Genomic DNA, 20,594 nt, shown 5'->3' on the forward strand with positions numbered 1-20,594 from the left:
GGAGGCAGCTTCTATGTATATCTATTTGGTTCCTTCACCGATTCCGGATGCACTTGCTGCATACCCGCATCTGACTTTGCGAAGCGAAGAGCATGTGCGTCTGGCGATTGAATCCGCAGAACGCCTGATGAATATCGAGTCTGATGATAAAATAGCCGCATATGAAGCTTTCGATGCCGCAGGCTCCTGGACTGGCGGAGGTTACGCTGTACTCAACAATATCCCTGTCACAGAGGATGGTCGTAACGACTTCGAAGAACGGTTTAAGAACCGTGCCCGCAAGGTAGAAGACGAGCCTGGCTTTGTCGGTATTCGTGTGCTTCGTCCTCTGAAGGATGACACATATGTCGTACTTACACTATGGCAGTCGGAAGAACATTTCAAAGGCTGGCAGGAATCCCAAGCATATAGTCACGCTCACCGAAATCGCAGTACAAGCGAAGGGCTGACTGCACAGAAGCCTACCATGTTCCCCAGACCTTCTTACGTCACAACGTACACTATAGAATAACGGAGTGGGTCACATCTGGCTTTATCGCAGTAACCCATATTTTTTCACACCTCTTCCTGCGTGGAAGAGGTTTTTTGCCGTCCATTGTTGAGGCTTACATTTTTGACACAGCCATGCTGAGATAGGATAATACTTGTTAAATGAAACTTCGGAAGGGAAGGCGGTACCTTGTCACGCAGTTCACTCACCCGATTTCTAAGCGGACCCTTTATATTCTTTACCATCATCATGATGATCAAAAGCTCACTGGCCTGGATCGTTATCTTCGATGACATCCCTGTCTGGAAACCTCTACTGACCGAATTGCCACTCATCTGGATCGGCTTCTGTCTAATTGAGTGGTTTGCTGCCAAACGGCGGATGTGGATGTACCTTGCCATGAATTTGGTTCTCTCAGGGATTTTCTTTGCAGCCATCATGTACTACAAATATTATGGCGTAATCGTTAACTATCACGCGTTGGCACAGGTAAATCAGGTGACTTCGGTCAAGAGCAGCATGTTCTCTTTGCTTGATCCCTATTATTTGTTTATTTTTGCAGACGTGCTGATCATTGGGGGGATACTCATTCGTCGTCGGATCAAACTCGGGAGTACAGAACGCCCGAACCGCATTCCGCTTGAACGACGTGCCAGAAGACGGGTTGCTTCGGTCATTCTGACCCTGTCCATGATCCTGTGCATGCTCAACATCTATCCCAATCGGGCCAGCATGAGTGAGCTTACACAAGCAGAACAGATGGGCATCCTCGGTTACGAGGCGTATACGATCCTGGATCGACCTGATGAACTTGTGCCCATTGCTCACATTGATCAGGCTGACATCGACCAGTTGAAGCAAACGACCGAACTTCCTGCGATTGTGGAGCAGGGTGCAGCCAGAGGACGTAACGTGATCATGCTCCAATTGGAATCTTTTCAGAACTTTCTGATTGGATTAAAGGTGGATGGACAGGAGATCACGCCCAACCTGAATGAATTGGCTAGACAGAGCCTGTATTTTCCGAACTTTTATCAGCAAGTGGGACAGGGAAATACATCCGATGCAGAATTTGTTGTGAATACGTCGTTCTACACCCCGCCGAACGGGGCAGCAACAACTGTGTATGCGGATAAAGCGCTGCCGAGTCTACCCAAGTTGATGTCAGCAAACGGGTATCAAACAGCCACATTCCATACGAATGATGTTCGATTCTGGAATCGGGATCAGTTATACAAGGCACTTGGATTCGACCAGTATTATGATATTGATTATTTCGGCACACAGGACTCTATCGCCTTTTCGGCCTCGGATGAAGTCCTATATTCCAAAACACTGGATGAACTGGAATCCATGCAGTCTTCGGGCGATCCCTTCTATGCCCATATCATATCCATGTCAGCCCACCACCCGTACACTTTGCCTGAAAACAAAGTAAAGCTGTCGCTGCCAGAGCGTTACAAGGATACGTTGCCGGGGGATTATCTCATATCACAGCACTATGCAGATCAGGAAGTTGGACAGTTGATTGCGGGATTGAAGGAACGGGGATTATGGGATAATAGTCTGTTCGTTGTGTATGGGGATCACCTGGGTCTCCCCATCTATTCACTGGATCGGGAAGACAAAGTCATCATGAAAGAGTTGTATGGTCGGGACTACACATCAGCAGATATGATTAATATTCCACTCATGATCTCGGCCCCCGGCGTTACCCCGGGTGTGCAACTGGAACAGATCGGAGGTCAGGTGGACATTCTGCCAACGATTGCGGGACTCACCGGTGTATCATTGGAGGACCAATTACATTTCGGACAGGATTTGCTGCGTGAAGGCGGAAATCTGCTACCCGAACGATATTACCTTCCTTCCGGGTCGGTGCTGAACGATGCTTCTCTCTTCATTCCGGCGAAAGGATACGGGGATGGGACGCATTATTCCCTAGCTGATGCGGGCAGACAGAACGCCGGGCAACAACTGAACGGTGTCCCTTCAGACGAGACGCCGCAGATTTCGGCGGACAAGGTACCTCCAGCATTGACCACCCCCAATAACAGTGAGTTATCTTCTTCACAATTTATAACGAAGGAACAGTATGATCGGGCATTGGATCTTGCACACTTATCCAACAGTTATTTGAGCCAGCTGCCGGATCGAAATGACACGAAGTAAACATTAAATCTTTTTACTCGAACTCATCTATGTGGCGACCTTCCTCCTTAACATCCAGGGACGGTCGCTATTTATTTTACTGAACCAGACTAGTGGCCTATCCATTCGTGAGCAGACCATCAAAGAGCCAGTTGCCTTCCTCGGAACGAATGTAATAAAGATCCAATGCAGTGTTTCCATCAGACCATATTATAGCCATATGTAAAATGACACGATCTGAATCCAGCGGATTAAATCCACGGTACTCCAAATTGTTCAGGCTAACGTTCTGCAGAAAAGGTACTTCGTAATCCCCCTGTTCCAGTTTCGAAATAATGATATTGTTCTGTTGCGATATTTCTATGTTCGGAGAAGACACCGATTCAAGATATGTATAGTTATTGGATTGCATCGCCGCCATCAGTTTAAACGTTATGTTCAGTGTTTCTCTTAAACTTTCTACATCTTCCTGCTCTTTTGCATCTTTTTCCTTCTGGTTGTTCCGTACCTGCTCCTTCAGCAGTTCATTTTCCTTCCGCATTTGTTCGGTATTTATGGCATCCTTGCGTTCCCTTTCCTGTACATCTGGTAGTGAAGCATCGTCACTTAAACTGCAGGCTGTTAAAAATAAAGCGAGCATCGATATTAACAAGATTCTGCTTTTTCTCATCTAATCCCCTCCTTAATAAAAAGTGAATAGAAACATATATCTTCCAAATTTATGGTAACATATCCCATGAAAAAGAAAATACTATCTTGTTTATTCTGAAAAATAAACAACAAAGACCCGAACCCTGTTAGTCCAGGCTCGGGTCTTTCATATGATTACAACGGCAATAATGCAACCGACTTACGAGCAGTCAATTGCTCTACCATGGCAAGCCATTCCTGTGGTTTGTTTGGTAACACCGCATAATATCGATTCAGGAAATCAGCCACCAGACTGGCTGGCAGTTCACCAAGCGACTCATCACCTGGCATGAAGCACAGATCCAATCCGCCAACCGCTTCCCCGTCCCCTTGCCAGGATGGATGAACATATGGGAAGTCCAGACGCTGGTATCCGAGATGAGACAATACTTCACGACGTACATACGGGTCCATCGGCTTGATCCCGCCAAACTCATGATCCTGACTCAGATAAGGGTTATAGATTTCGGCAAACATGCCGAACAATTCTTTGCCGCTCGCCGCAGCCAGCTTCTGCAGATCACGCTTGCGGTGATTCGCCAGGAAACTGCCGATCCCCAGACCTTCACGCCCAATAATCGTAAAGTCCGTCATGGCTACATTCCAATCCTCGTAATAACGATACTCTGTCGCGCCAACGACCTGTCCTTCATGGACAGCCACAAACACCCGAATACCCGGATCTTCCAGCGGTTCTTCCCACAGGGGGAAGTCCAGCACTTCTTCCCGTGGGAAGATTTCCTGCATCAACTTGTGCATTTGGGCAAACAATGGATCTTTAATGGATGTAATACGTGTGAATTCCATGCATGTATGCCTCCTTGTTTTGGATGTGTATCTTAATCATTCGTGTATAAAACTCGTTCAAATTGGGTTTAAGCTGTAATTGTAACCTCTATAATTTCTGCGGCTTGAAAGTCAAGGGAGCAACCTTTATCGAAATGGGTTCCGCCACTCCATCAAGGCAGCATAATTGCAGGATTCCTCATCGTCCAGATAGTCTGCGGTCACACCAACAGGCATGCGGCCACAGCGAAGCAAGAACGATATCACCGGGTCACGCCTCTCTCCCACTGCTACCTGATCAAGATATTCCTGCGCAGACAGTTGGTCTGCAACCAGATGATAACCCGGCATTCTACCAGCACCTAGTAACCGATCCATCCCCTGAGCGATGACAAGGTGGTACATCGCCTGCATCATCAACTGAGCCAGTCCCCATTTGCGGTACTTTGGACGAACACAGAGATCCACAATATACAGCGTGTTGCCATCTGGCTGGTGGTTACGAATATAGCCGTCATCCGTTACTTCGGCCCAAGTATGACTTGCTGGATGTGCAGAGTCCCACTGCATTCGTAGCGAAGTCATTGAGCCAGCCAACTCTCCATCGACTTCAATGCAGATAGCACCCTCCGGGTAATGCTGCACATGACTTGTGAGTTGCTCGTGACTCCAAAGCAGCTCTTCCGGATAAGGAGGAGGGAAACTCTCTGCCTGAATGCGAATGAGTTCCTCAAAGTCGGCTGTAGCATAATTGCGGACGACTGCTTTTACCCTTTTGCCACTTCGCTCCGGGTCTGTGATCAGCATTTCTTTGGTATACATGTTGCCGGGTCGCCCCTCTCCACTGACAAATGAATTCTGTTAAATGTTCCTGTATCCTGTTCGTTTATATAACGGAGTTGCCTACTCCCAATCGGTATATAGATCAGTACGGCGGTCACGCCAGGTCGTTACCGATCCACGTTCGCGTACCTCATACAACAAGTCCAGATCCAGATCGGCGGTCACGATCATATCGTTGTTAATCTCACCCTCGGCCAGAATGCCACGTGGCGGGAACGGAATATCATTTGGCGTAATAATCGCTGCCTGTCCATAGTTAGCACGCATGAAATCAACGGTTGGCAGGTTGCCCACTGTTCCGGTTAACACAACGTACACCTGATTCTCCACCGCGCGGGCATGACTCGTATACCGTACACGGTAGAATCCGTGACGATCGTCCGTGCAGGAAGGACAGAAAATCACATCAGCACCTTTGGCTTTGGCCATCCGCACAATTTCCGGGAACTCAATATCGTAACAGGTCAGCATGGCAATACGGCCTTTATCGGTGTCGAACACCTCGAGTCCATCTCCGGGAGCCATATTCCATTCCTGTACTTCGGTTGGTGTAATGTGAATCTTGTCCTGACGCGCGATACGACCATCCGGGTAGAACAGATGGGCTGTATTATACAGCTTCCCTTCACGTCGAATGACATGGGTTCCCCCGATAACGTGCATACCATATTGGGCAGCAAGTGATGTGAACAGTTTTTCATATTGCTCCGTAAAGTTTGGCAGATCCTCAATGGTCAGTGCATGGCCTTGTTCGTCCCCAATGGACATTAATTGCGTTGTGAAAAATTCCGGGAACAGCACAAATTCGGTTCCGTATTCACTCGCTGTCCGTATGTAATGCTCAGCCTGAGCGGCGAACTGCTCAAACGAGCTGATTGTGTGCAATTGGTATTGTACAGCGGATACCCGCAGTTTCATGTTCGTACACCTCCACCATTATTATGCTTCCATTGTAACAACGATCCGGGGTCAACAAAAGAGTATTTACACTGGGCAATTCAATGACAGGATAACCTTCCGATCGCTTTCTTACTCACCCAACATCGACTGTGTGAATCCAATCCACTCTCTCGTGGCAAAAGACAAATAACGATCCTTCCGCCAGATCATACCGAGCTGCCATGGAATCACCGGTTCCACCACGGGTATAATGCGCACGCGCATATGGTCCACCTCACGACAGATCGTCTCCGGCAGTAAAGCTACACCCAGGTTGGCGGCAACCATCGCACTGAGCAGATCCCACTGGGAGCTTTCATATACCACACGGGGCTGGAACCCGGCATGTTGACAGGCCACAATAATCCGGTCATGCAATGCAAAATCTTCTCGAAACAGCACAAAGGCGTCGTTTTCCAATTCATGCAGCGCAACCGCTTCTTTCCCCGCAAGTGGATGTGAAGGGTGTACAAGCAGGTTCAGCTTCTCTTTGACAAACACAAAATGATCCAACAGCTCATCCACGGTTGGCAGTACGGCAACGCCAATATCCAGTGCACCGCTGATCACATCGGCCTCCACTTTTTTGGCACCATCCTCAAATAGCTGAATGGTCACCTGCGGGTAAGCTTTGTGAAATTCGCCGATGATCATGGGGAAAAAGCTGGACCCCACCATCGGCGGTAAGCCGATCCGCAAATGGCCTTTCTTCAAGTTCATCAGATCGTCCAATTCGGACGAGAGACTGCGGAATGATTTTTCAATCTCAAGTGCCTGCCGAAAAAACACATGGCCTGCATCCGTTAGTTCCACCTTTTTGCCATAACGGTCCAATAACGTGATACCCAATTCCTCTTCAAGACTCTTGACCGTCTTGCTGATCGTAGGCTGGGTGATGTACAGAACCTCGGCGGCTTTTGTGAAGCTCTCCTGCCGGGCGACTTCCAGAAAATATTGCAAATGGCGGATATCCATCGCTTGGTTTCCACCCCTCATAGATAAATGGAATAGTAAACATTCTTAATATGCATTTTACTCATGAAAGAATGCCATGTAAAATTTATGATATCAAATGAAACATTTTCAAAATAACTTAAACGATTACGTTGATGATATAAGGAGGGATTGAAGTGAAAAAGTGGGGCCTCGGTATTGCACAGGTTGCGCTCTTAATGGTTTTTTCACTGCTCATGGACCTGTTGGCCCGTACTCTCCATATTCCTGTACCGGGTTCAATACTCGGTATGGTCGTGTTATTCATTCTGCTTCAGACCCGTGTCGTGAAGCTGCGCTGGATTGAAGTTGGAGCTGCCTGGCTACTCGGTGAACTATTGTTATTTTTTATTCCATCAGCCGTTGGCATTATGAACTATATGCCCATGCTGGAGCATGACGGTCTGCAGATTTTATTCATAGTACTGCTTAGTACATTTTTGGTCATGTCCTGTACAGGACTGGTGGCTACACGAATTGCGAAACGAAAGGAGCGTCACACCGGATGATTGGATTTCTCTGCCTGCTGTTAACCGTCGGGATCTATGGGGTTGCCAAACGAATGTATCGTAATCTACCAAAAGTATATCTGTCTCCACTGCTCATTACGCCGCTTCTTGTTGTTGGCATATTGCTTGCAACGGGAACGGATTATACCACGTATAGCAGTGGTGGCAAGTGGCTGAGTCTGCTTCTCCAACCGGCCACCGTAGCTTTTGCCGTACCACTCTATACCTTTTTCCATGTACTCAAAAAACATATCTCCGAGATTGTCTTCAGTGTCATGACCGGCTCGGTCGTTGCAGTACTCTCTTCTGCCCTGCTCGCTAAATGGTTGCGCCTGGATTCCGGTCTCATTCATAGTCTGATCCCAAGATCGATTACCACCCCAATTGCCATGAACGTATCCGCTACAATCGGCGGCATTCCCGCAGTGACAGCTGTTTTTGTTATTATGACAGGCCTGCTCGGGGTGATTATGGGACCTTCGATTGTCAAAATGCTGCGCATCGATGGTGAGATTGCACGAGGCACACTGTTTGGAACCGGTGCCCATGGCACAGGGACATCCAAGGCATTTGAACTGAGTTCCCTGACAGGAACCATATCCAGCATCTCCATGGTGCTCGCTGCATTATTCACTTTAGCCGTTGCACCTGTCCTTTCCAAACTTATTTTCCCATAATAGATGGAATTATTCCACTTTTTTGAAATATTATTGTTGTATTAAAGCCCTTTCTTCCTTACAATAAAGACAGGTTTTAATTGTGAATATTGCGGGGGAGATGCGATGAAAAGAACCGGAATGAAGAGATCTCTGGACCGTCTTGGACGAATTGTCCTTCCCAAAGAAATGCGGGATACGATGGAAATCCATATCGGCGATCCGCTTGAGTTTTTCATTGAAGGGAAAGAGTTGATTTTAAGAAAGTACAAATCAACATTATGTATTTTTTGCGGTGATGTAGATACGGAAATGTATTTCAAAGAACAATTCATCTGCCGGACTTGTGCAATCCAATTAAAAAACCCGGATGACTCTCCCGACTGGTTCATACCTCAGAACAAACAGGCTCCTGCACCCGTGGAGCGTCCTGCTACCAAATCCGCCTCAGTCTCATTTCCCGCTAGGGAAGAAGGGACCACAGCTGACAACCAAGAATATCCGGACCTGCGGCCGAAGACGGCACGCATGCTGCAACAGATGAAAGAAATTGTTGAACAGAATCCTGGTTTGTCTCAACAGCAAATTGCGGAAAAGCTTGGCATTAGCCAAGGACGCGTCTCTCAGTTAAAAAAGTTACTATAATCAGAATAGTATCGATCATTTATTGTAGAAGACCTTCCGACTCAGGAAGTCCAGCTGCAAGAGAACCCGTTGTTTTTCGTGGGTTCTTCTTTTTTTATATTCATATTGTAATGGAGAGGAGTACTATGGATAAAATTCTGTATTTATCACAATTCGACCTCATGTCCTCCTTGTCCGAGGCAGACCTGATTGAAATGGATGGGATGACTTCCATTACGACCATACCCAAAAACAGACAGATCCAGACACCGGATACGTTTACAGAAGGTTTCTATTTTGTGAAACGGGGAAAGGTACGTTTATATACATTGAACCCGGAGGGCAAGCAGTTCACGCTCGATATGTTGACGGAAGGTAACGTATTTGGAGAAATGAACGGAATCTCGCTCGGAACACGTGCCGTTTATATCGAAACGATGGAGGTATGTGATATTTGCCTGATGAACAAACAACGTTTTGAACAGTTTCTGATTGAACATCCGGAATTTATGATGAGACTGATGAACGTACTAAGCGAGCGGATCAAAAGAATGAGCGAGTTGACACAGACGCTCGCGCTCGGAAACCTGCATGAAAAGGTGATACATAATCTCTTCCGGCTGGCTGAACAGATGGGATGGATCGAAGAAGATGAGTATTGCCGGATTCAACTCGCACTTACCCATCAGGAGATTGCATGGATGGCAGGAGCCACACGAGAATCGGTTACGATTGTCATGCAAGAGTTAGCAAAAGCAGGCCGGATTCGTACCGGATTCAAATCAGTCGCCCTTCATCGTGACGAAATCGTTACTCTCCGCAGAATCACTGCCCAGTTGTAGTTGTAAGATGCCTTACATCCCTATTCTCCGGCAAGTTGTATTGTATAACTCATGATACTACAACCAAGGAGGAGTATACCGATGGATGCTAAGTCAGATCTGTTTATCCCTAAAGACATTCTTCTTCGCAAAGGTGTCCGTAAAGCAACGGAAATCCCTGAGCATATCCGCAATGGGCTACAAGCAGGTCATATCGAATCGGTCAATTTGACCGAGTGGCTGGCTGTAGATCATGTTTCTCTTTTTCAGAAGGTTACCCATGAATGGGGAATGGATGCCGAAACCAGCGCAATTACACAGCAGTTAACACAGATGGATGAGCAGCGGATCATGAAAATCATCCCGGCCATAGCCATGCAATGGCTTAATCTGTTGAAACGTCTAACAATCAATGAACAAACGAATCTCTTTCGTTCCATTGCAGAGCATCGTTCAGACAGTGTTCGCTGCTGGGCGGCTTATATCATTGGGCTGGATTCCGGTCTGAACCTGACTGAAAAGTTGGAACATATTCGGCCCTTTGCAGCAGATCCTCACTTTGGGGTACGAGAAATTGCCTGGATGGCTGTACGGGAGTCCATCTCTGCCGAATTATCCTCAGCTTTGCACGATTTGATTCCATGAAGCGTTGACCCTGACCCACTGATCCGTCGGTTTGCCATAGAATCCATCAGGCCTCGCGGCGTCTGGGCCAAACATATTCCGGAGTTAAAAGAAAACCCGGCCATGGCTCTCCCCTTGCTGGACGCGGTGAAATCCGATGCCCATAAGTATGTACAGGATTCGGTGAGCAACTGGTTGAACGATGCCAGCAAGACGAATCCAGAGTGGGTGCGGCAGGTCTGTGCCACTTGGATTCAGCAGTCGGATACCCAACATACGCGGCGAATCGTTACACGTGCCACGCGAAGTCTTTCATAAAAAAAGATGACTGCCGCTCACTGGCAGTGGTCATCTTCTGTATAACACTTACGCCTGAATCGCGTCCATCTGGCCTTCTTCTTCCGCTTCCAATCTGCGCATGCCCACAACCAGAACAATAATGTTAGCCACTAATAACACAGCCGGGAACGGAACAGCAGCATATTGTGCATAGATCAGATGACTTCCTACGGCCCCAATCAGAATGAATGTCAGTATGCCAGAAGCCAAGATGCGAGTCCGTGTAATCAGCAGTCCCACTGCACTAAGCAACTCCGCGGCACCGAGCAGATACATGGTCCATGTTGGATAAGAGAAACTCTCGAAGGTCTGAATCATCATGTCTGCTCCACTAATCTTGTTAAACCCCGTCATGACGAAGACACCTGCTAACACAACCAGAAAAACGTAACCCAAAATCTTGTTCATATGTAGATCCTCCTATAACAAATTGTGTGTTCCTACTATGTAATGATTATTTTTGCTGCACATTGTAAAAAAAAAAGAATCTATGTAAAAGTTCCCAAAGGTCACTCTGTTTTCAACCGTTCAGCCCAGTTCGATTCAGAATAGTACGCGTTCATATTATACGTATTATTTATCACCAACTTACTTTTGTGAAGTTAGTATATAATAATAATATAATTTCTTCAAGTAATTTTCCACTATATGATGTATAATACATACAAAAGGTATGTTACAGTATATTTTGTAGTAACCCTCATTTCATTTACCTGAATGTCCTACCACTCTTAGAGCGGCAGAAATCATGTCCTTTCATATACAACTGCGAAGAAAATGATCATGAATCGAGGTGAACACGTTGAAGCTGAGAAAAGTAAAAGCACCAAGTCCCTGTATGATCACCCAGGCCATAGACATCATAGGCAAGAAGTGGGTACTGTTAATCATGTACCAACTGTTGTCCGGACCCAAACGGTTTACAGAGCTTGAAGCAGAGATGGCGATCAGTGGACGACTTTTATCGGAGCGATTGAAGGAAATGGAGACGGAAGGTATCGTAACCCGGCATATGTTTCCCGAGATACCTCCCCGTGTAGAATATGAATTAACACCTAAAGGCAGAGCCATTGAACCTGTCATTGATCAGATCTACAGCTGGTCTTCCGACTGGTTGAAACAGCAGAAATCCGAGTAATTGAGTTGCTGCTCAATACTCTCTACTCCCACACAAATACGCCTGAATCAGGCTGATCTGCCGATCAGTTGCCGATTCAGGCGTATTTATATTACGTTCAACTATTATTAATGAGAGAGATTCTTTGAAGGCTGAAGCTGTACAGGCAGACCTGAATCTGCCGATGCCAGTGCCGCCGTTGTAATCTCCTGTGTACGGCAGGCATCCGCATAATCGGACAGAATTCGTGAACGGTCTCCCGTACGCAGGGCGTGAATGAATGCTTCATTCTCACGCTCGTATGGATTATGTCCTGCCGGAATCTCCAGGCCTGCCATCGCATGTGTTGCCGCACTTGGCAGAAGCAAACGTTCCGGCGTCCAATCCCACACACCTGCATCCGTGTAGAACTGGAGCCCTGCGCCGCCCTCTCCGTCTGGCAACAGACATGTATTCGCGATACTTGCAATCGCTCCACTTTCCAGCTTAAGCGTTACATTCGCCACATCGGCAACACTGACATGCTCATGCTTCTCATGCATGCTTCGCTGAGCTGCTACAGCATATACCTCGGTAACTTCTCCTGCACAATACCGAAGCAAGTCTACAATATGTGTAGTCTGCTCGACGAATTGTCCTCCTGAACCGTCCTGACGCCGCCACCAGGCGACCCCTGGCATTCCACCCATCCAGCGGCCAAGGGCCATGCCAACCGTCTGTTCTTTCATCGCTTGCTGCAGGACCTGCGCAGCCTCCTGATAACGGAAATGGTATCCGACAGAGGTTAACAATCCGCTCTTTTGCACCTGATCCAATACCTGACGCGGAACATCCATTCCGGTGCTCAAAGGTTTCTCCACCAGGAATGGAATACCGCGGCGGATTAATTCGGACTCAATCGATCCGTGAGACATCGGAGGCACACAGATATACACCGCATCCAGCTTCTCACCATCCAGCATATGTTCAAGTTCCCCGTAACCAACAGCATCATAGACGGAGGCCATAGCCTCTGCCTTTTCCAACGATGTTCCACAGACACTCGCGACACGAACACCCTCCATCCGTGCGAGAATATCCGCGTGTACCTTACTGAACCAGCCTGTTCCAATGATTCCGATCTGTAATGTCATGGATGTAATCCCCTCTCTATGTTACACGCTTACATGTTCCATTCGACTCTCGACCTTGAAATCCTGCCTCAGATTTTGCCTGATGCTTCCAGCAACAGCTGATCCAGTTCCTGTGTATGCTTGACCACTTGCTCTTCCGACCAGTGCAAATGACCTGCCATATACGAGATAACCGCTGCTTTATAACGACGAACTTCATCAATACGGAAGAATAAATCACCTGTTCTTCGTACCAAAAAGTCAGACGGGGTTACAGCCATCTCTTCATCAATCGCATAACGTAGCATCAGCAATAGCTCCTGTGGCATGCCATGAAGCTCGTACTTGGTGCGTGGATCGGGAATTCGCTCATATAGTGCCTCCACATTGGAACCATACGTGCGAACCAGCCGCTCCGCAGCAGGTCGAGCAAGCCCGAGGGCGACACCGTCCTTGATCTTGCGCTCCGCATACGATACAAATCCAGCCGAACCCCCTACATCACCGCCGGAGATGGGCATCTTCTTCGTTACACAAGGGCCTATGGAATGCCCACTCTCCTGCTCCATCTGGCGTGCGACCAGATCAACGACCATCTCGGCCATTTTACGGTATCCGGTTAACTTGCCCCCGGCAATTGTAATCAGATTGGAATCAGAGACCCAGACTTCATCTTTACGTGAAATTTCGGAAGGATTCTTGCCTTCCTCATGAATTAGTGGACGCACACCCGCCCATCCGGATTCCACGTCCTCGGTACCAATGTGTACATCTGGAAACATGCCATTAACTGCATCAATCACATAATCGCGATCCGAGTCGGAAATTTGCGGGTGTGCAGGATCATCCTGATATACGGTGTCGGTTGTGCCTACATAGGTTTTGCCATCACGTGGGACAGCAAACACCATTCGACCATCTGGTGTATCAAAATAGACGGCCTGCCTCAATGGGAATCGTTTACCATCAAAGACCAAATGAATGCCTTTGGTCATTTGCAGCGTTTTCCCCTGGCGCGAACCATCCAATTCCCGCAGACCGTCCACCCATGGACCGGAAGCGTTGATCACCTTGCTTGCTTTCAGCGTATAGGTCTGCCCATTGATCTGATCCATGGCTTCAATAGCTGTAATCTTGCCATTCTCCTTCAGGAAACCTTTCGCCTTGACGTAGTTCACTGCCTGTGCTCCACGTTTGACAGCTTCTTTCATGACTTCTATGGTGAGCCTGGCATCGTCAGTCCGGTACTCCACATAGAGTCCACCACCCAACAACCCCTGCTTGCGTAATAAAGGTTCACTATCTGACACCGCTCCAGCATTCAACATTTGGCGCCGTTCACTGCGTTTCACACCGGCGAGCCGGTCATACACCATCAGTCCAATGGATGTGCTGAAGCGGCCGAACGTGCCTGCCGTATAGATCGGTAACAACATCGGTTCCGGTGTTGTCACATGTGGCCCATTCTCGTATACTACAGCTCGCTCCCGTCCTACCTCAGCAACCATTTTCACTTCATATTGCTTCAAATAACGCAATCCACCATGGACAAGTTTAGTCGAACGACTGGATGTACCTGCTGCAAAATCCTGCATTTCTACAAGCGCCGTCTTCAATCCACGCGAAGCCGCATCCAATGCAATCCCTGCGCCTGTAATCCCACCGCCAATAATTAATACGTCAAAATGTGCATTCGCCATGTTTTGCAAATATTCGGTCCGGTGTGCTGACGAGAACGTTGCTGTCATTTTTGAACCTCCCATTGATTTCCTTAATGTTTCCGTAAAAAAACAAAAAAAAGGACCACGTCATTCGCTCAGCAATTGCTGAGCGGCACGTGGTCCCTCCCGATCTCCAGACATCATTTTTTAACTTGTGCCTTTATCCTATCACAGATTTTTGACGGCGTGAAGTCCTGATTTGACACATTATTCAAAAAAAATTCAAAAAGTTGTTCTGCCAAAGGGTGGAATTTCAATTGAATCCACTAACCTTGTTTTTTTCCTTATAGTGGGTATACGTTTTGTCTTCTCCAGGAAGAATAGCCCTGTAAATCATGCATCATTTTCCACCAGTAAATATCATTTATAACATATGTTTAGTTAAAAAGCACAAATACCCACACCAAGGAATATTCATTTCATTCCTTTACTTCAGTATTTTTCATAATTCGAATCATCCCGCTGACGGGTACAAAAGTTGGACAGGAAGAAGCATCCTGATCCAACCAGTGTATAGACAAACAAAATCATTTCGATCTATATTTTCTGATTGCAAGACGCTCAGGGGATTTATGAAAAATGCTTATTTAAAAGCCATCGCTGCGTTCACTGCACGCTTCCAGCCTGCGTATAGTTCTGTCCGTTGTTGCTCAGCCATAACAGGATGGAAGACACGCTCCGTATTTTCATGATTCGTCAATTCATCCGCACTCTTCCAGTATCCTACCGCGAGTCCTGCCAGATAAGCCGCTCCCAATGCAGTCGTTTCATTCACCGTTGGGCGTTCAACAGGAATGCCCAGAATATCACTCTGGAATTGCATGAGGAAATCATTGGCCGCCGCTCCTCCATCCACACGCAGAGCATGCACGGGAATACCCGAGTCGGATTCCATGGCCTCCAGTACATCTCTGGTCTGATACGCCAACGCCTCCAGCGTAGCACGGATAAAGTGTTCCTTCGTCGTGCCTCGGGTCAGGCCAAACACCGCCCCCTTAACATCACTATCCCAATACGGACTGCCCAGTCCCACAAATGCAGGTACCATATAAACGCCGTCTGTCGAAAGTACACGTGAGGCGTAATCCTCGCTATCTTTGGAAGAGCGAAGCATTCTTAATCCGTCACGCAGCCACTGAACCGCTGAACCTGCTACAAAAATGCTGCCTTCGAGCGCATATTCAACCTTGCCATTCATTCCCCAGGCAATCGTCGTAATGAGTCCGTGATCCGATTGTACCGGGTTCTCGCCCGTATTCATGAGCATGAAACAACCGGTACCATATGTATTTTTCATACTGCCCTTGGTGTAACATCCCTGACCAAACATCGCCGCCTGCTGATCTCCTGCTGCCCCCGCAATCGGAATCCGATGACCGAAGAAATGATAGTCGGTCGTGTGTGCATACACCTCGGAGGAACCTTTCACCTCCGGCAGCATGGCCTTGGGAATGTCCAGAATATCCAGCAATTCATCATCCCATTGCAGATCATAGATGTTATACATCAAGGTACGTGAGGCATTGGATATATCCGTGACGTGTGTGCCCCCGCTCAGTTTCCAGATCAGCCAGCTATCTATTGTGCCAAACAGCAATTCCCCCTTCTCTCCCCGCTCACGGGCACCAGGGACATGATCCAGAATCCACTTCACCTTTGTTCCCGAGAAGTAGGGATCGATCAGTAATCCTGTTTTGCGGCGGAAAAGGTCCCCCAGTCCCTGTGTCTTCAATTCTTCACAGATGTCTGCGGTCTGTCTGGATTGCCATACCACTGCATTATAGATGGGTCTGCCTGTTTCTTTGTCCCATACCACAACGGTCTCCCGCTGATTCGTAATTCCAATTCCGGCAATCTGGACAGGTTTGATTCCGCTCTCTGCCAGACATGAAGCCATCACGGCAAGGATGGAACTCCAGATTTCGTTGGCATTCTGCTCTACCCAGCCCGGTTTGGGGAAATACTGGGGGAATTCCTGCTGTGCAATGTGCACAATCTCTCCGCCACGGTTAAACAGAATTGCTCGGGAGCTTGTCGTTCCCTGATCCAGAGCCAATATATACTTTTCCATACAGACAACCTCCTATTGTGGTTTTTTACGGTATAAGCGATTTCTCGAAGTGTCGTATCAAATCTGCATTGGATGTGGTCACTGCCGTAGCCCCGACGCCAAGCGCAAGTTCAACCTCTTCCGGTGAACGGATCAATCCCCCCGCAATAATGGGTATGCCTGTACGCACAGACACTTCCGCAATAATATGCGGAATGACGCCAGGTAATACTTCAATATAATCAGGTTGGGTTTTGGCGAGCAAGAGATAACTTTTCTCCAGTGCATGGGTATCCAGCAGAAAAATACGTTGAATCGCTGTAATGCCCTTTTGCTTCGCCTTTTGAATAACACTTGCTCGTGTAGAGATCAGCCCTGCCGGGCGAATGTGCTGACACAGGTACTCTGCCGCATACTCATCATTTTTCAATCCCTGTACCAGATCTGCATGCAAAAGTATCTTTTTGTCATACCGCCGCGCCTCGTCCATTACACTCTGAAGCTGTGCAATATGGGTTTCCAGCATCACCCCATACGTATAAGGGCCTTCAATCATCGCTTCAAACTGCTTCATGCTCTTGGCAGCCGGCAATATACGTTGTCCCTCAAATGGCACCTTCGTTCCTCCCGCATTCATCAGATGACTATATTGTATATTCCGTCCAGTGAGAACGGCAAGCCATTCGTGATTCAGAAGATCTGAGCGTTACGTAGTATGTTCACAAAAATAGCCGCTGCTGTACTTCTCCATAACGGAGAGTACTGCAACGACTAATCAGCTAATTGTATACGTCTATGAATAAGGATTAAGCCTGCGCATGCGGAAGCAACGTTTCTGCTCCAGCCCAACCATCACTCTCTGCCAAGTGACCTGAACGGTTCACTTTCGTTTGCAAATATTTCTCGTTGAATGCAGAACGATCCCCCCACAGCGGAACACGTCCGCCCACATTCAATCCCGCTTCCTGCAAGGCAGCCAGCTTCCGTGGATTGTTGGTGATCAGGGTAACCGGTGCGAAGCGAAGCGCACGTAACACAGCAATTGCATCGTCATAATTACGAGCATCGTCTGTGAATCCGAGCTGCAAGTTCGCATCTACCGTATCCAGACCTTCTTCTTGCAAAATGTACGCCATCGCTTTGCTGAACAGACCGATGCCACGTCCCTCATGGTTCGCAAGATAGAACAGCGCACCTGCTCCGTGAGCGGCGATCATTTTCATGGACTGCTCCAATTGGAAGCCGCAATCACAGCGTTTGCTGCCAAAGATGTCGCCTGTATGACAGATGCTGTGCATCCGGATCAGTGCTTCTTGTGCGTCAGCAAAGTCACCATACACCAGAACACTGGATTGTTGACGCTCTGCCAGCTCAGCCTCAGCAAGGGATTCAATCAACTCCCCGCTCTCCATCGCTTTGTCTGACTTCATCCAGCTGTACCACTGGAATGTCTTGGTCTCTCCATCGAGGTTTACCGGGAGCTTAATCGGCCCTACGAGGTATATGAACTCTTTTCCACTCGGAAAAGTCTGAATTTTGGGGGCAAGCAGTTGAATAATATGTGAATTGATCATTGTCGTTCCTCCTGTATAGGCCAACTTGGATATTATATAGTACGTATCTATATTATTCTCATCATCATTAGTTACTTTATGTAAGTTAGTTTAGAATAAAAATTATAAAGTGTCAAGTAACTTTTATTTTTAAAGTAACTACTAAAATTATGTTACGCAACCGACACAAATATGTGTTTCATTTCAGGAATATTGGGTATGAGTTTATAAACTGCTCATACACTAATGTTGTAGTCCAAAGCACTTCATGCCTCGAACTTAACGATGAGGGGGTTATGCACATGATCCGCCGGAAAAGAACATGCTGGACAGCCATACTGATGGTCTGTGTCCTGCTTATAAGCGGATGCTCCGTCTGGTCCGGACAGGACGATTCAGCGAACAACAAAAAGGTAACGCTTACATTGTGGTACTGGAACCGTTCCATTGATGATAAGTTGATTGCCAGGGCTAAGGAAAAGTTCCCCAATATTGAACTGACAGCTCAGAAAATCGGCGGTGATTTTAAAGCAAAACTCAAAACAACTCTCGCTGCACGCTCAGGTGAACCCGACATTGTGGCATTGAACGACTGGATCATGGAGCTATTCCCCAGTGAGGACCGTTTCTATAATCTGTATGATCTTGGCGCAGGAGATATCGAAGACCAATATCTGCCGTGGAAATGGAAGCAAGGCGTTACGCCAAGTGGACAGATGATCGGTTTCCCCATGGATACCGGACCGACAGCCCTCTTCTACCGAGAAGATCTGTTCAAGGAGGCCGGACTGCCGTCTGATCCTGAAGACGTTACACGTCAGATTAACAGCTGGGATGCTTATGCTGCTGCCGGAGAGAAGATCAAAGAAAAATTCGGAGGCAAGGTATTTCTGACCGATAACATTGGAAGCGTTTACAATCAAGTGTTATCCCAAGGAGCTGAACGTTATTTCCGTCCGGATGGTTCATTCATCGGCATGGATTCTGCTCTCGTACGAACAAGCTGGGATACATCCATTGCTTTCAAGGAGAAGGGCCTACTTGCCAATGCTGACGGCTGGACTCCGGGGTGGAACGCAGCGATGAATAATGGCGAAATTGCCTCGTTCGTGGGTGCTGTCTGGATGAAGCAAGTGCTCCAGGAAGCCGCTCCGGATACATCCGGGAAATGGCGGGTTGCTCGGGCGCCAGGGGGAGATGGAAATAACGGGGGATCATTCCTGTCCATCCTGAAGTCGAGTGAACATCCTCAGGAAGCCTTTGAACTAGTTCGCTGGCTGCAAAGCCCCGAAAATCAACTGGAGCAATATCAGACATTGAACCTGTTCCCTTCTGCACCGGGTGTGTTTAATGATCCAGCTATGAAAGAAAAAGAACCCTTCTTCGGCGGACAGGCGACAGGGCCTGTATTTGCCGAATCGGCACAGGATGTGCCGGATGCTTTCTTTGGTGAAAGATACCCATCCGTACACAACATTATCACCCGGCGGCTGAATGATGTCGCGAAGCAAAATGCCAATCCACAGCAGGTCTGGACAGATACGGTACACCGCGTCGAGCGGGAATTGCAGCGTTAACCTGAAGAGCGTGTGGTTTCGTTATCCGCAAAGGAGGAATTCATATGGCTGTAACTGAACCTCGTCTTACGCCCGATCCCGCAAATGAAAGACCTGATCTGGATCGGCAGAAGTCGCTATGGGTGAGAATGTGGGAGCATCGTGCACTCTATGTTGCAATATCGCCGTTTTATATTTTGTTTGCGGTATTTGGGCTGTTCCCAATCGGGTTCTCACTCTATCTGGCTTTTCATAAATGGGATGGCATTGGTGTCATGACGTACAACGGGTTCAACAACTTCAAATACATGCTGACTGACGCCGAGTTCTGGCAAGCCGTGGGCAACACGTTCATGATCTGGATCTATTCAACGATTCCAATGCTCTTCTTCGCCCTGATTATTGCCTTTCTATTACATGCACCATTTGTGAAGTTCCGTACCCTGTTTCGGGTCGGTTATTTCCTGCCGAATGTCACATCCATCGTAGCGGTAGCCATTATCTTCGGTGCCTTGTTTGCCAACAATTATGGCTTTCTCAACTATCTGTTGCAGTCGGTCGGGTTACCGGTTGTGGAGTGGCTGAATGCACCATGGGGCATCAAAGTTGCCATCTCCTCCATGGTCGTCTGGCGCTGGACAGGATATAACGCGGTCATCTATCTGGCCGGATTACAGAGTATCCCTCAGACATTATACGAAGCAGCCAAGATTGACGGCGCATCAGCGATACAGTCCTTTTTTCGAATTACGATTCCGATGCTGCGCCCTGTAATTCTGTTTACGGTCATTACGTCAACCATTGGCGGTATGCAGCTGTTCACCGAGCCGCAAGTATTGGTCGGCAATGATGGTGGCGCAGGTGCAGCAGGCATGACAATTGTACTGTACCTCTACCGTGAATCCTTCATTAACAATTACTTCGGCTATGGCGCTGCCGTTGGTTGGGGCATGTTCCTCATTATCGCCCTGTTCTCGATTGTGAACTGGAAGCTTGTTCAAGGCAAATCATCCTGATGTG

At 47.7% G+C, this 20,594-nt stretch carries 20 protein-coding genes and 1 pseudogene; 10 read left to right on the forward strand and 11 right to left on the reverse strand.

Annotated elements, in window-relative coordinates; translation table 11 throughout:
- Nucleotides 1-13 precede the first annotated feature (13 nt).
- Both ABTV53_RS27110 and ABTV53_RS27115 read left to right on the forward strand, forming a co-directional pair.
- Entirely contained in the window at nt 14-511 is a 498-nt protein-coding gene (locus tag ABTV53_RS27110) for an antibiotic biosynthesis monooxygenase family protein (RefSeq protein WP_076253722.1), read from the forward strand.
- 168 nt (nt 512-679) lie between these two features.
- Nucleotides 680-2,662 carry an LTA synthase family protein gene (locus tag ABTV53_RS27115; RefSeq protein ID WP_433748460.1) on the forward strand — a complete coding sequence of 661 codons (1,983 nt, stop codon included), beginning with the start codon at nt 680-682 and terminating at the stop codon, nt 2,660-2,662.
- 97 nt (nt 2,663-2,759) lie between these two features.
- Here the strand turns inward: ABTV53_RS27115 and ABTV53_RS27120 are convergent, their stop codons facing one another.
- The 5 genes from ABTV53_RS27120 to cidR all read right to left on the reverse strand — a co-directional run bounded on the left by ABTV53_RS27120 (nt 2,760) and on the right by cidR (nt 6,874).
- The gene (locus ABTV53_RS27120; protein ID WP_433748462.1) at nt 2,760-3,311 is read right to left on the reverse strand and encodes a hypothetical protein; all 552 of its coding nucleotides are present in this window, start codon (nt 3,309-3,311) and stop codon (nt 2,760-2,762) included.
- A gap of 155 nt (nt 3,312-3,466) precedes the next feature.
- Nucleotides 3,467-4,138, reverse strand: a complete 672-nt coding sequence (locus ABTV53_RS27125) for a GNAT family N-acetyltransferase (RefSeq protein WP_433748465.1) — start codon at nt 4,136-4,138, stop codon at nt 3,467-3,469.
- Between the two features lie 126 nt (nt 4,139-4,264).
- Complete coding sequence (locus ABTV53_RS27130) at nt 4,265-4,939, reverse strand: GNAT family N-acetyltransferase (protein WP_433748468.1); 675 nt, start codon at nt 4,937-4,939, stop codon at nt 4,265-4,267.
- A gap of 81 nt (nt 4,940-5,020) precedes the next feature.
- Nucleotides 5,021-5,878: a carbon-nitrogen hydrolase family protein gene (locus ABTV53_RS27135; protein ID WP_433748471.1), complete on the reverse strand. Its 858-nt coding sequence runs from the start codon at nt 5,876-5,878 to the stop codon at nt 5,021-5,023.
- 111 nt (nt 5,879-5,989) lie between these two features.
- Complete coding sequence (gene cidR / locus ABTV53_RS27140; protein WP_433748474.1) at nt 5,990-6,874, reverse strand: cidABC operon transcriptional activator CidR; 885 nt, start codon at nt 6,872-6,874, stop codon at nt 5,990-5,992.
- 155 nt (nt 6,875-7,029) lie between these two features.
- Between cidR and ABTV53_RS27145 the strand changes: the two genes are divergently transcribed.
- The 5 genes and pseudogenes from ABTV53_RS27145 (at nt 7,030) to ABTV53_RS27165 (ending at nt 10,444) form a co-directional block, all read left to right on the forward strand.
- Nucleotides 7,030-7,401: a CidA/LrgA family protein gene (locus ABTV53_RS27145; protein WP_433748477.1), complete on the forward strand. Its 372-nt coding sequence runs from the start codon at nt 7,030-7,032 to the stop codon at nt 7,399-7,401.
- Nucleotides 7,398-8,078: an LrgB family protein gene (locus tag ABTV53_RS27150; RefSeq protein WP_124116664.1), complete on the forward strand. Its 681-nt coding sequence runs from the start codon at nt 7,398-7,400 to the stop codon at nt 8,076-8,078. Before ABTV53_RS27145 ends, ABTV53_RS27150 begins: the two co-directional genes overlap by 4 nt.
- Nucleotides 8,079-8,183: 105 nt before the next feature.
- Nucleotides 8,184-8,702 carry an AbrB/MazE/SpoVT family DNA-binding domain-containing protein gene (locus tag ABTV53_RS27155; protein WP_433748481.1) on the forward strand — a complete coding sequence of 173 codons (519 nt, stop codon included), beginning with the start codon at nt 8,184-8,186 and terminating at the stop codon, nt 8,700-8,702.
- Nucleotides 8,703-8,827: 125 nt separating this feature from the next.
- Complete coding sequence (locus tag ABTV53_RS27160) at nt 8,828-9,523, forward strand: Crp/Fnr family transcriptional regulator (protein ID WP_433748484.1); 696 nt, start codon at nt 8,828-8,830, stop codon at nt 9,521-9,523.
- A gap of 81 nt (nt 9,524-9,604) precedes the next feature.
- Nucleotides 9,605-10,444, forward strand: a pseudogene (locus ABTV53_RS27165) (DNA alkylation repair protein).
- Nucleotides 10,445-10,492: 48 nt separating this feature from the next.
- Here the strand turns inward: ABTV53_RS27165 and ABTV53_RS27170 are convergent.
- Nucleotides 10,493-10,873, reverse strand: a complete 381-nt coding sequence (locus ABTV53_RS27170; protein ID WP_433748487.1) for a DoxX family protein — start codon at nt 10,871-10,873, stop codon at nt 10,493-10,495.
- A 430-nt stretch (nt 10,874-11,303) separates the two neighbouring features.
- Between ABTV53_RS27170 and ABTV53_RS27175 the strand changes: the two genes are divergently transcribed.
- Nucleotides 11,304-11,603 carry a winged helix-turn-helix transcriptional regulator gene (locus ABTV53_RS27175; protein ID WP_026081419.1) on the forward strand — a complete coding sequence of 100 codons (300 nt, stop codon included), beginning with the start codon at nt 11,304-11,306 and terminating at the stop codon, nt 11,601-11,603.
- Between the two features lie 107 nt (nt 11,604-11,710).
- Here ABTV53_RS27175 and ABTV53_RS27180 read toward each other — a convergent pair whose 3' ends face one another.
- The 5 genes from ABTV53_RS27180 to ABTV53_RS27200 form a co-directional block, all read right to left on the reverse strand.
- On the reverse strand, nt 11,711-12,715 hold the full coding sequence (locus tag ABTV53_RS27180; protein WP_433748490.1) for a Gfo/Idh/MocA family protein: 1,005 nt from the start codon (nt 12,713-12,715) through the stop codon (nt 11,711-11,713).
- A gap of 68 nt (nt 12,716-12,783) precedes the next feature.
- Complete coding sequence (locus ABTV53_RS27185; protein WP_433748493.1) at nt 12,784-14,442, reverse strand: glycerol-3-phosphate dehydrogenase/oxidase; 1,659 nt, start codon at nt 14,440-14,442, stop codon at nt 12,784-12,786.
- A 556-nt stretch (nt 14,443-14,998) separates the two neighbouring features.
- Nucleotides 14,999-16,486, reverse strand: a complete 1,488-nt coding sequence (gene glpK / locus ABTV53_RS27190; RefSeq protein ID WP_433748495.1) for a glycerol kinase GlpK — start codon at nt 16,484-16,486, stop codon at nt 14,999-15,001.
- A 25-nt stretch (nt 16,487-16,511) separates the two neighbouring features.
- Nucleotides 16,512-17,081, reverse strand: coding sequence for a glycerol-3-phosphate responsive antiterminator (locus ABTV53_RS27195; protein WP_433748498.1), 570 nt, complete (start codon nt 17,079-17,081; stop codon nt 16,512-16,514).
- Between the two features lie 190 nt (nt 17,082-17,271).
- On the reverse strand, nt 17,272-18,039 hold the full coding sequence (locus ABTV53_RS27200) for a GTP cyclohydrolase II (RefSeq protein ID WP_433748501.1): 768 nt from the start codon (nt 18,037-18,039) through the stop codon (nt 17,272-17,274).
- Between the two features lie 281 nt (nt 18,040-18,320).
- Between ABTV53_RS27200 and ABTV53_RS27205 the strand changes: the two genes are divergently transcribed.
- Both ABTV53_RS27205 and ABTV53_RS27210 read left to right on the forward strand, forming a co-directional pair.
- Nucleotides 18,321-19,595 (forward strand): ABC transporter substrate-binding protein, encoded by a 1,275-nt coding sequence (locus tag ABTV53_RS27205; protein WP_433748504.1) that lies wholly within the window; start codon nt 18,321-18,323, stop codon nt 19,593-19,595.
- A gap of 128 nt (nt 19,596-19,723) precedes the next feature.
- Nucleotides 19,724-20,590 carry a carbohydrate ABC transporter permease gene (locus tag ABTV53_RS27210; protein WP_091013252.1) on the forward strand — a complete coding sequence of 289 codons (867 nt, stop codon included), beginning with the start codon at nt 19,724-19,726 and terminating at the stop codon, nt 20,588-20,590.
- Nucleotides 20,591-20,594 lie beyond the last annotated feature (4 nt).

Origin of the sequence: Paenibacillus amylolyticus, assembly GCF_050990605.1 — a bacterium.
Classification (GTDB): domain Bacteria; phylum Bacillota; class Bacilli; order Paenibacillales; family Paenibacillaceae; genus Paenibacillus; species Paenibacillus amylolyticus_H.

What these genes read in the sequence shown, in the direction of transcription:
- ABTV53_RS27110 (WP_076253722.1), top strand. Translation starts at nt 14, where the DNA reads ATGTATATCTATTTGGTTCCTTCACCGATTCCGGATGCACTTGCTGCA.
- ABTV53_RS27120 (WP_433748462.1), bottom strand. Translation starts at nt 3,311, where the DNA reads ATGAGAAAAAGCAGAATCTTGTTAATATCGATGCTCGCTTTATTTTTA.
- ABTV53_RS27125 (WP_433748465.1), bottom strand. Translation starts at nt 4,138, where the DNA reads ATGGAATTCACACGTATTACATCCATTAAAGATCCATTGTTTGCCCAA.
- ABTV53_RS27130 (WP_433748468.1), bottom strand. Translation starts at nt 4,939, where the DNA reads ATGTATACCAAAGAAATGCTGATCACAGACCCGGAGCGAAGTGGCAAA.
- ABTV53_RS27135 (WP_433748471.1), bottom strand. Translation starts at nt 5,878, where the DNA reads ATGAAACTGCGGGTATCCGCTGTACAATACCAATTGCACACAATCAGC.
- cidR (WP_433748474.1), bottom strand. Translation starts at nt 6,874, where the DNA reads ATGGATATCCGCCATTTGCAATATTTTCTGGAAGTCGCCCGGCAGGAG.
- ABTV53_RS27150 (WP_124116664.1), top strand. Translation starts at nt 7,398, where the DNA reads ATGATTGGATTTCTCTGCCTGCTGTTAACCGTCGGGATCTATGGGGTT.
- ABTV53_RS27155 (WP_433748481.1), top strand. Translation starts at nt 8,184, where the DNA reads ATGAAAAGAACCGGAATGAAGAGATCTCTGGACCGTCTTGGACGAATT.
- ABTV53_RS27160 (WP_433748484.1), top strand. Translation starts at nt 8,828, where the DNA reads ATGGATAAAATTCTGTATTTATCACAATTCGACCTCATGTCCTCCTTG.
- ABTV53_RS27170 (WP_433748487.1), bottom strand. Translation starts at nt 10,873, where the DNA reads ATGAACAAGATTTTGGGTTACGTTTTTCTGGTTGTGTTAGCAGGTGTC.
- ABTV53_RS27175 (WP_026081419.1), top strand. Translation starts at nt 11,304, where the DNA reads ATGATCACCCAGGCCATAGACATCATAGGCAAGAAGTGGGTACTGTTA.
- ABTV53_RS27180 (WP_433748490.1), bottom strand. Translation starts at nt 12,715, where the DNA reads ATGACATTACAGATCGGAATCATTGGAACAGGCTGGTTCAGTAAGGTA.
- ABTV53_RS27185 (WP_433748493.1), bottom strand. Translation starts at nt 14,442, where the DNA reads ATGACAGCAACGTTCTCGTCAGCACACCGGACCGAATATTTGCAAAAC.
- glpK (WP_433748495.1), bottom strand. Translation starts at nt 16,486, where the DNA reads ATGGAAAAGTATATATTGGCTCTGGATCAGGGAACGACAAGCTCCCGA.
- ABTV53_RS27200 (WP_433748501.1), bottom strand. Translation starts at nt 18,039, where the DNA reads ATGATCAATTCACATATTATTCAACTGCTTGCCCCCAAAATTCAGACT.
- ABTV53_RS27205 (WP_433748504.1), top strand. Translation starts at nt 18,321, where the DNA reads ATGATCCGCCGGAAAAGAACATGCTGGACAGCCATACTGATGGTCTGT.
- ABTV53_RS27210 (WP_091013252.1), top strand. Translation starts at nt 19,724, where the DNA reads ATGTGGGAGCATCGTGCACTCTATGTTGCAATATCGCCGTTTTATATT.